We start from the raw sequence: 7117 nt of genomic DNA, 5'->3' as shown, positions 1-7117 counted from the left end.
GCTCGCGCATGTTCAGCCGGCGGATGAAATGCGTGGGCACGCCGATGTCGTTCAGGTGGGAGAAGATGTGCTCGCAGATGCGGTTGTTGAGCACGCCCTTGCCGTCGATGACTTCGTGCTTCTTGGCATTGAAGGCGGTGGCGTCATCCTTGAAGTGCTGGATCAGCGTTCCGGGCTCGGGTCCTTCATAGAGGACCTTCGCCTTGCCTTCGTAGATGCGACGGCGGCGATTCATTGGGATATACCGTGGCTTGAGGAAATCCAAAGGTCGGCCTTTCTCTGGACGCGGGTCGCCCCGCGGCGGGATCTGGGCCCCTGGTCAGCCGATGCAGCACGAATCCGGGCTGATTCCGACCAGGTTGGAATCAGCGTAGACCGCGCTGCCGGCCGGCTCAATGTGCGGGCCGCCCGGCAGGGCCGCCCGTGCGCCCGCTATATGGCGCTTCTGCACCGCAAACGCAACAAACGGCTCCGCGATGCCGCTTTTTTGCGCCGCCAGCCCGCGCTCGACGCGGCGAAGCCGCATTCGGACTGGCCTGTTCCCGCGCGACATCCTATATGGCGGCGGCGTGTCTCCCAGAGCCGTTCCAGCCCTGCCCGCAAAGGACTTTACCGCATGACGACCTTCGATCAGCGCAAGGATGCCTTCGAGAACAAGTTCGCCCATGACGAGGAGCTGCGCTTCAAGGCGACGGCGCGGCGCAACAAGCTGCTCGGGCTGTGGGCGGCAGAGAAGCTCGGCAAGGCCGGTGCCGACGCCGACGCCTATGCGAAGGCGGTGGTCGTGGCCGATTTCGAGGAAGCCGGCGACGACGACGTGCTGCGCAAGGTCCGCGGCGACTTCGCGGAGGGCGGCGTGGCGTTGGGCGACGACGAGATCCGGCGGGTTATGGGCGAGCTCTTGATCCGGGCCGCCGAGGAGATCCAGGCCGGCCGCTGAACGGACCGCCGGCGGACGGCGCCTCGGGCGCCGAGCCTGCGCAAACGCAGGGCGCGATTGAAACGGGCGCATGGGCGCCCGTTTGCATTTGGGGCGCGGGCCGGTCCAACGTGGCGCACCCGCCGGCCGAGCCAAGAGCGGGGCCCGCAACGGATGAAACGCGCCATGGCAACCCAAACCGTCCTCTCCTCCCTCGCCGACCGCCTCGCCCGGGGGGACAGCCTCGTCTCCGCCTGGTGCGGGCTGCAGGATCCCGCCATCGCCGGGCTGCTCGCGAAGGAAGGCTTCGACGCCGTCACCCTCGACATGCAGCACGGGCCGATCACGCTCGGCGAGGTCATCCGGGCCATCCCGCTGATCAACGCCGCCGGCAAGCCGGCGCTGGCCCGCATCGCCGTCGGTGAGTTCCAGAACGTCTCGCGGCTGTTCGATGCCGGCGTCTCGGGCGTGATCGCGCCGATGATCAACACCATGGCGGATGCTCGCGCCTTCGCCGCCTATTCCAAATATCCGCCGATGGGCGAGCGGAGCTGGGGCAGTTATGGCGGGCTCGGCGCTTCGGGCCTCGACCAGAACGGCTATCTGCGCGAGGCGAACCGCTTCTCCCTCTCCTTCGCGATGATCGAGACGCGCGAGGCGATGGCGATCCTCGACGACATCCTGGCGCTCGACGGGATCGATGCCGTCTTCGTCGGTCCGTCCGATCTCTCGATCGCGCTCTCGGGCGGCAAGGAGGTCAATGCGCTGTCGGGCGAGGTCGACGAGGCGATCCGGCACATCGTCGCCAGGGCCTCGGCCGCCGGGAAACCGGTCGCGATTTATGCGCAGTCGGCCGAGCGCGCCAAGGGCTTCCTCGAGATGGGTGCAAAGCTCGTGACCGTGATGAGCGACACGGCCTTCCTACGCGGCGCGGCGCAGAGCGCGCTCTCGGTGCTCGGGCGCTGAGGGCCGCTCAGGCGTTCACGGCCTCGCGGGCTTTCAGCGCGGCATAATAAGCCCAGAGCAGTCGCGCGGCGACGCCCCGCCACGGCCGCCAGCCCTCGGCCAGCGCCTCGAGCGCGGCAGCTCCCGGCCGCGCCGGCAAATCGAAGGCGACCCGGGCCGCCTCCTGGATCGCCAGATCGCCGGGCGCGAAGCCGTCGCGATGGCCGAGGCAGAACAGGAGATAGATGTCGGCCGTCCAAGGGCCGATGCCGGAGACCGCCGTGAGGCGATAGTGGACCTCCTCTGCGCTCGCGTCCTCCAGGTGGTCGAAGCGCAGCCGGCCCTCTGCGACGGCCGCCGCGACGGCGCGCATTGCCCGCTGCTTCGGGCGCGACAGCCCCGAGAGACGCATCGACTCGTCGTCGGCCGCGAGCACGCGTTCGGGGGTGAGTGGCGACAGCACCGTCTCGACGCGCGCCCAGACGGCCCGCGCGCTGGCCACCGAGAGCTGCTGCGAGACGATGATGGCGGCGAGCCCGGGAAAGCCGCCCTCCCGGCGCCGCAGCGGCGGGATGCCGGTGCGCGCAATGACAGGCAGCCAGCGCGGGTCGAGCACCGCGAGCGCGGCCATGCCGTCCTCGAGATCGGCTTCTGTGGTGATGAGCTGTGTCATGGCGCCCCGATCTGCCCGATGACGCCGCCCGCCGGCGTCAGCAGCAGCGCCGCTTGGCCGTTCCGGTCGGGCGCCTGCTCCCGCTTGGCGGCATCGCCGCACGATTCTAGACAGATGGCATGCCGCCGTCGCCTTCTGCCTCCCAACCGCCAGTCCTGCGCTTCGCGCCGAGCCCGAACGGGCGGCTGCATCTCGGCCATGCGCTCTCGGCGCTGACGAACGAGCGCCTCGCCCGCATGATGGGGGGGCGCCTGCTGCTGCGCATCGAGGATATCGATCGCGAGCGCTGCACGCCGGCGCTCGAAGCCGCCCTGCGCAACGATCTCGCCTGGCTCGGGATTGCCTTCGACGGCGCGGTCCGGCAGCAATCGGAGCATTTCGCCGATTATCGCGTGGCGACCCGGGATCTGCGCCGACGCGGCCTCGTCTATGCCTGTTTCTGCTCGCGTCAGGAGGTCAGGGCGGCCGCTGCCGCCCGCGCTGCGGCCTCGGGCGAGCCCTGGCCGACGGATCCGGACGGTGCACCGCTCTATCCCGGGACCTGTCGCGCGAGCGCCCTGGGCGAGGGGGCCCGCGAGATCGAGGCGCCGCATGTTCTGCGTCTCGATCTCGAGCGGGCGCTCACCGAGGCGGGGGAAGGGCTGCGCTACGGCGTCTTCGACGACGAAGGCGCGGTCGAGATCGTCGCCGCGCAGCCGCGCCGCTGGGGCGATGTCGTGCTGGCGCGCAAGGACGCGCCGACGAGCTATCATCTCGCCGTCGTCCTCGACGATGCGCGACAGGGGGTGACCCATGTGGTGCGCGGGCGCGATCTCGAGGCCGCCACCGACATCCATGTCCTGCTGCAGCGCCTTCTGGGTCTGCCGGCCCCGCTCTACCGCTTTCATGACCTGCTGGTGGATGCCGAGGGGCGAAAGCTGTCCAAGAGCCGCGGCTCGGAAAGCCTGGCGGAGCTGCGGGCAAAGGGCGTCACGGCGCAGCAGATCCGGCGCGATCTCGGTTTCGCCTGAGAACGGGGCCGTCAGCCGACGCCGAGCCAGGTCAGCCAGGCCGCGGTGGTGAAGAGCGAGATCAGCGTCGAGAGCGTGATCGCACTGGAGGCGTCGGCGACACCCTGGCGGTAGCGCTCCGCGAAGAGATAGGCGTTGATGCCACAGGGGCAGGCGGCGAACAGCACCGCCACGCCCGACCAGTGCGACGGCATGTCGAAGACCTTCGTCGCCAGGAGGTAGACGATCAGCGGATGCAGGCCGAGCTTGAGCGCGCTCAGCGCCACCGGCAGGCCGAGCCCCGATTCGAGCCCGTAGCGGCGCATGCTGATGCCGAGGCTGATCAGCGCGCAAGGCACCGCGGCGCCGGCGATCAGGTCGATCAGCGTCCAGAAGGGGGCCGGCAATTGCCCGACCACAGGGCGCGCCAGCATGCCCAGGATGATGCCGATGATGATCGGGTGGGTGAAGAGCCTGCGGATCATCATGGAAGGCGAGGCGGTGCGGCCCTCCGCGAGCAGGGTCGCGACCGTCATCGTGACCGGCAGATGGATCGCCAGCAGCAGGCCGAGCGGCACGGCCCCGGCCTCGCCATAGGCCTTCAGGATCATCGGCACGCCGACGAAGACGGTGTTGGACTGGGCGGCGGCGAAGCCGGAGACGACGAGTTCCGGCCCCTTGCGGGCGAAGACCCGGCTCGCGATCAGCATGGCGAGCGCCCAGACGATGGCGAGGCCGGTGAAATAGGCGATCCAGTAGCCCCAGGGTTGGGTCTGCGGCACCTCTGCCGTGGCGAGCGTCCGGAACAGCAGGCAGGGCACGGCCAGAACGAAGACGAAGTCGGAAAGGCCTTCGCCGGTCGTCTCGCGGAGGAGCTTGGTCCACCGCGCCAGGTAGCCGAGCGCGATCAGGCCGAAGACGGGCAGGACGACGAGCAGAGCGGCGAGCATGGTGCGGCACCGGCGCAGGAGGAGAACCGTCCCTGCGCCTGTCCGGTCGGCCGGCACAAGTCAAGCGCAGCTTGCAGATCGGCTCGCAGCGGCGGCTCTCGTCATGCGCTCAGCGCAACTGCGCGACCGCCCCGCCAGCGCGTTCGATCAGCCCCTGGATCTCGTCGCGCTGGCGCCTGTATTCGGCCAGTGCCGGGCCCTGGAGTTCACGGCCGCGGGGGACGCGGATCTTCATCGGATTGACGAAGCTGCCATTGACCAGGACCTCGTAATGGAGATGAGGCCCGGTCGAGAGGCCGGTTGAGCCGAGATAGCCGATGACCTGGCCCTGACGCACCTTCACGCCGGGCGCGATGCCCTTGGCGAAGGCGGACTGGTGCGAATAGGTCGTGACATAGCCGTTGGCGTGCTGGATCTCGATGCGCCTGCCATAGCCGGAATCCCATTCCGCCTTGATCACGGTGCCGTTGCCGGCCGCGAGGATCGGCGTGCCGGTGCGATTGGCCCAGTCGACGCCGGTGTGCATCTTGGAATAGCGCATGATCGGGTGGTAGCGCATGCCGAAACCCGAGCGCATCTCGCCATCGGCGATCGGCTTGCGCAGCAGGAACTTCTTCAGCGACTTCCCCTCCTCGTCGAAATAATCGATGAGGCCGTCCTCGGGGGCCTGGAAGCGGAAGACCCGGCGGGTCTCGCCGCCGATGGTGAGCGAGGCCGACAGGATCTCGGCGCGCTCGCCCTCGTCCTCCTCGGTGAAGATGACCTCGAGATTGTCGCCGCCGCGCACACGCTGCTGGAAATCGAGATCATAGGAGAAGATCCGGACGAGTTCGTCGATCAGCGGGCGCGGCAGATCATGTCGCATGCCGGTCTCGTAGATGCTCTCATAGAGACGGGCGCCGCCGCTCTCCTCGTCATCCTCGTCGTCGCCGTCATCGGAGCGGCGCTGGGGCCGCTGCGGGCTGGCGAGTTCCTGGCGCGGCAGGTTGACGAGAACGAAGACACCGCGGTCGTTGACCGCCACGGTGCCATCGGGCTGGCCGTTGATCATGAGCGAGACGCGCACGATCTGGCGCGGGTCCCCCGGGTTGAGGCCGGGCGCATACAGGGCCTGCAGCACCTGGCCGTCCGGCAAGGGGGCGGTGCGGACGCGCCCGGCGAAGGCGGTCATCATCGCGCGGATCTGGTCGGGGGCGGCCCCGGCGGCGCGCATCACCTGTTCGAAGTTCTCGCCGCGCTTGGCGAGCAGCAGCTTCTCCTCGACGAGAGGCTCGCGGGTGGCGGCGATCGGCGTCTTGGGGGCGCTGGTGACGTTCTCGGGAACGACGCGAACCTCGATGCCGGAGAAGCGGGTGTCCGTCGCCGGCGCATAAGCGAGCAGGTTGCTCTCGGTGCTGGGAGCGTTGCCGAGCGTCCGGCTCAGCATCAGCTGCGGCGGGACCGGCAGGGCGCGCTGGCGGCCGGATGCGGCGAGATTGGCGCGCTCCTCCTCGATCTGGGCGATGACCTCGGCATCGCCGAGTTGCGGCCGCCCGGCGGGGATCGTCACCTCGGCGAGGTCGCGCTTGACGATCGTGACATCGGCATCCGGCAGGTCGAGGATCGGTTCGGCGTAGCGCTCATTGGGCTGACCGCCTTCGGCGAAGAGACGCAGCGGATTGAAGGGCGGAATGTTGGTGGCGTAGACGCCGGTCGTCAGCGAGAGGCTGGAGGCGAGCCGCACGAAGGGGCGAACACGGATGACCTCGCGGTTGCCGACGCGCTGCGACATCGGCGCGCGCACGGAATGCCTCGCTGCCATCACCGGCTGATCCGCGACGAGCTTGTCGCCCTTGCGCGCGCCGCCTCCGTCGCCGGCGACGGACGAGGCGCGGGCCGAGACCGCTTCGGGCTGTTCCGGCACGCCGGTGTCGCCGCGCATCGCGACGAGGATCGCCGCACCCAGCAGTGCCGCCCCGCAGGAGCCGACGAGGGCGCAGGCCGCCAGCCAGCGCAGCGAGACGCCGCGTCGGTCCAGCGGCTGTTGGTTCTCGCCGGCCGGCTGGATGGGCGGCTCGATCCCGAGATCGACCAGGAGCGCCGCGGCCTCGGGGGCGAGCGGTTCGGCCGGCAGATTGAACTCGGGATGGGCGTTCATCGTGAGCGGTCTGATATCCTGAGCGACGAGCCCGGGCCGGGGTCCGGGAGTATCGGAGCAAGGGACGCCGCGCGCAGCGCCGACGCAAAAACCGGGAACGGCGCCCCCCGGCGCCGGCGTTGCCGCCGCCGGGCGAACCATGCCCGCGTCGTTGGCCGGAATCAATCCGGTGGCGACGGACGCCGCTCCTCTGCGGTTCGAATGCGGCCCTTTGCGGGCGTCCGGCGCCTGCGCTCGCGGGCGCGCGTCATATAGAGAGGGTGCCGATACGGTTTCCCGGCCATCGGACCGGGATCGGCGCGGCTGTCGAAAAAACTTCAAAAACCGTGTTGACAGTCTGGGCGGGTGGGACCTATAACCCGCCCATCGAGACGGCGCCGCCGCTGAGCGGCGCCTCTTCTGCGCTTCACTAGGACGTTGGGCCTTGTTGCCGAGAGATCGGTTGCGGACCTGTCTTTGGTTGAGTGCTGCTGTTTGAAAATTGAAGACAGAAAGAGAAACGTG

8 protein-coding genes are annotated in these 7117 nt (G+C 69.2%); 3 read left to right on the top strand and 5 right to left on the bottom strand.

Annotated features, from left to right (window positions below):
* Nucleotides 1-265: phosphoribosylaminoimidazolesuccinocarboxamide synthase (locus Q8M82_RS03330; RefSeq protein WP_305689963.1), on the bottom strand; the 265-nt coding region annotated here is incomplete at its 3' end.
* Between the two features lie 54 nt (nucleotides 266-319).
* Nucleotides 320-526: a hypothetical protein gene (locus tag Q8M82_RS03325; protein ID WP_305689962.1), complete on the bottom strand. Its 207-nt coding sequence runs from the start codon at nucleotides 524-526 to the stop codon at nucleotides 320-322.
* Nucleotides 527-616: 90 nt separating this feature from the next.
* On the opposite strand from Q8M82_RS03325, the gene Q8M82_RS03320 reads away from it, so the two are divergent.
* Nucleotides 617-940: a DUF1476 domain-containing protein gene (locus tag Q8M82_RS03320; protein ID WP_305689961.1), complete on the top strand. Its 324-nt coding sequence runs from the start codon at nucleotides 617-619 to the stop codon at nucleotides 938-940.
* Between the two features lie 165 nt (nucleotides 941-1105).
* On the top strand, nucleotides 1106-1885 hold the full coding sequence (locus Q8M82_RS03315; protein ID WP_305689960.1) for an HpcH/HpaI aldolase family protein: 780 nt from the start codon (nucleotides 1106-1108) through the stop codon (nucleotides 1883-1885).
* A gap of 7 nt (nucleotides 1886-1892) precedes the next feature.
* On the opposite strand, the gene Q8M82_RS03310 is transcribed toward Q8M82_RS03315, so the two are convergent.
* Nucleotides 1893-2537 carry a DNA-3-methyladenine glycosylase family protein gene (locus Q8M82_RS03310; RefSeq protein WP_305689959.1) on the bottom strand — a complete coding sequence of 215 codons (645 nt, stop codon included), beginning with the start codon at nucleotides 2535-2537 and terminating at the stop codon, nucleotides 1893-1895.
* 119 nt (nucleotides 2538-2656) lie between these two features.
* Between Q8M82_RS03310 and gluQRS the strand changes: the two genes are divergently transcribed.
* Entirely contained in the window at nucleotides 2657-3547 is an 891-nt protein-coding gene (gene gluQRS / locus Q8M82_RS03305) for a tRNA glutamyl-Q(34) synthetase GluQRS (RefSeq protein ID WP_305689958.1), read from the top strand.
* Nucleotides 3548-3558: 11 nt separating this feature from the next.
* On the opposite strand, the gene Q8M82_RS03300 is transcribed toward gluQRS, so the two are convergent.
* Nucleotides 3559-4476, bottom strand: coding sequence for an AEC family transporter (locus tag Q8M82_RS03300; protein ID WP_305689957.1), 918 nt, complete (start codon nucleotides 4474-4476; stop codon nucleotides 3559-3561).
* 109 nt (nucleotides 4477-4585) lie between these two features.
* The gene (locus Q8M82_RS03295; protein ID WP_305689956.1) at nucleotides 4586-6613 is read right to left on the bottom strand and encodes a M23 family metallopeptidase; all 2028 of its coding nucleotides are present in this window, start codon (nucleotides 6611-6613) and stop codon (nucleotides 4586-4588) included.
* Nucleotides 6614-7117: the final 504 nt, after the last annotated feature.

This window comes from Allobosea sp., assembly GCF_030694325.1.
Lineage (GTDB): Bacteria > Pseudomonadota > Alphaproteobacteria > Rhizobiales > Beijerinckiaceae > Allobosea.
The sequence above is the reverse complement of the archived record's forward strand: the minus strand, read 5'-3'. Positions and strand labels throughout refer to the sequence as shown.

What these genes read in the sequence shown, in the direction of transcription:
- Q8M82_RS03325 (WP_305689962.1), bottom strand. Translation starts at nt 526, where the DNA reads ATGCGGCTTCGCCGCGTCGAGCGCGGGCTGGCGGCGCAAAAAAGCGGC.
- Q8M82_RS03320 (WP_305689961.1), top strand. Translation starts at nt 617, where the DNA reads ATGACGACCTTCGATCAGCGCAAGGATGCCTTCGAGAACAAGTTCGCC.
- Q8M82_RS03315 (WP_305689960.1), top strand. Translation starts at nt 1,106, where the DNA reads ATGGCAACCCAAACCGTCCTCTCCTCCCTCGCCGACCGCCTCGCCCGG.
- Q8M82_RS03310 (WP_305689959.1), bottom strand. Translation starts at nt 2,537, where the DNA reads ATGACACAGCTCATCACCACAGAAGCCGATCTCGAGGACGGCATGGCC.
- gluQRS (WP_305689958.1), top strand. Translation starts at nt 2,657, where the DNA reads ATGCCGCCGTCGCCTTCTGCCTCCCAACCGCCAGTCCTGCGCTTCGCG.
- Q8M82_RS03300 (WP_305689957.1), bottom strand. Translation starts at nt 4,476, where the DNA reads ATGCTCGCCGCTCTGCTCGTCGTCCTGCCCGTCTTCGGCCTGATCGCG.
- Q8M82_RS03295 (WP_305689956.1), bottom strand. Translation starts at nt 6,613, where the DNA reads ATGAACGCCCATCCCGAGTTCAATCTGCCGGCCGAACCGCTCGCCCCC.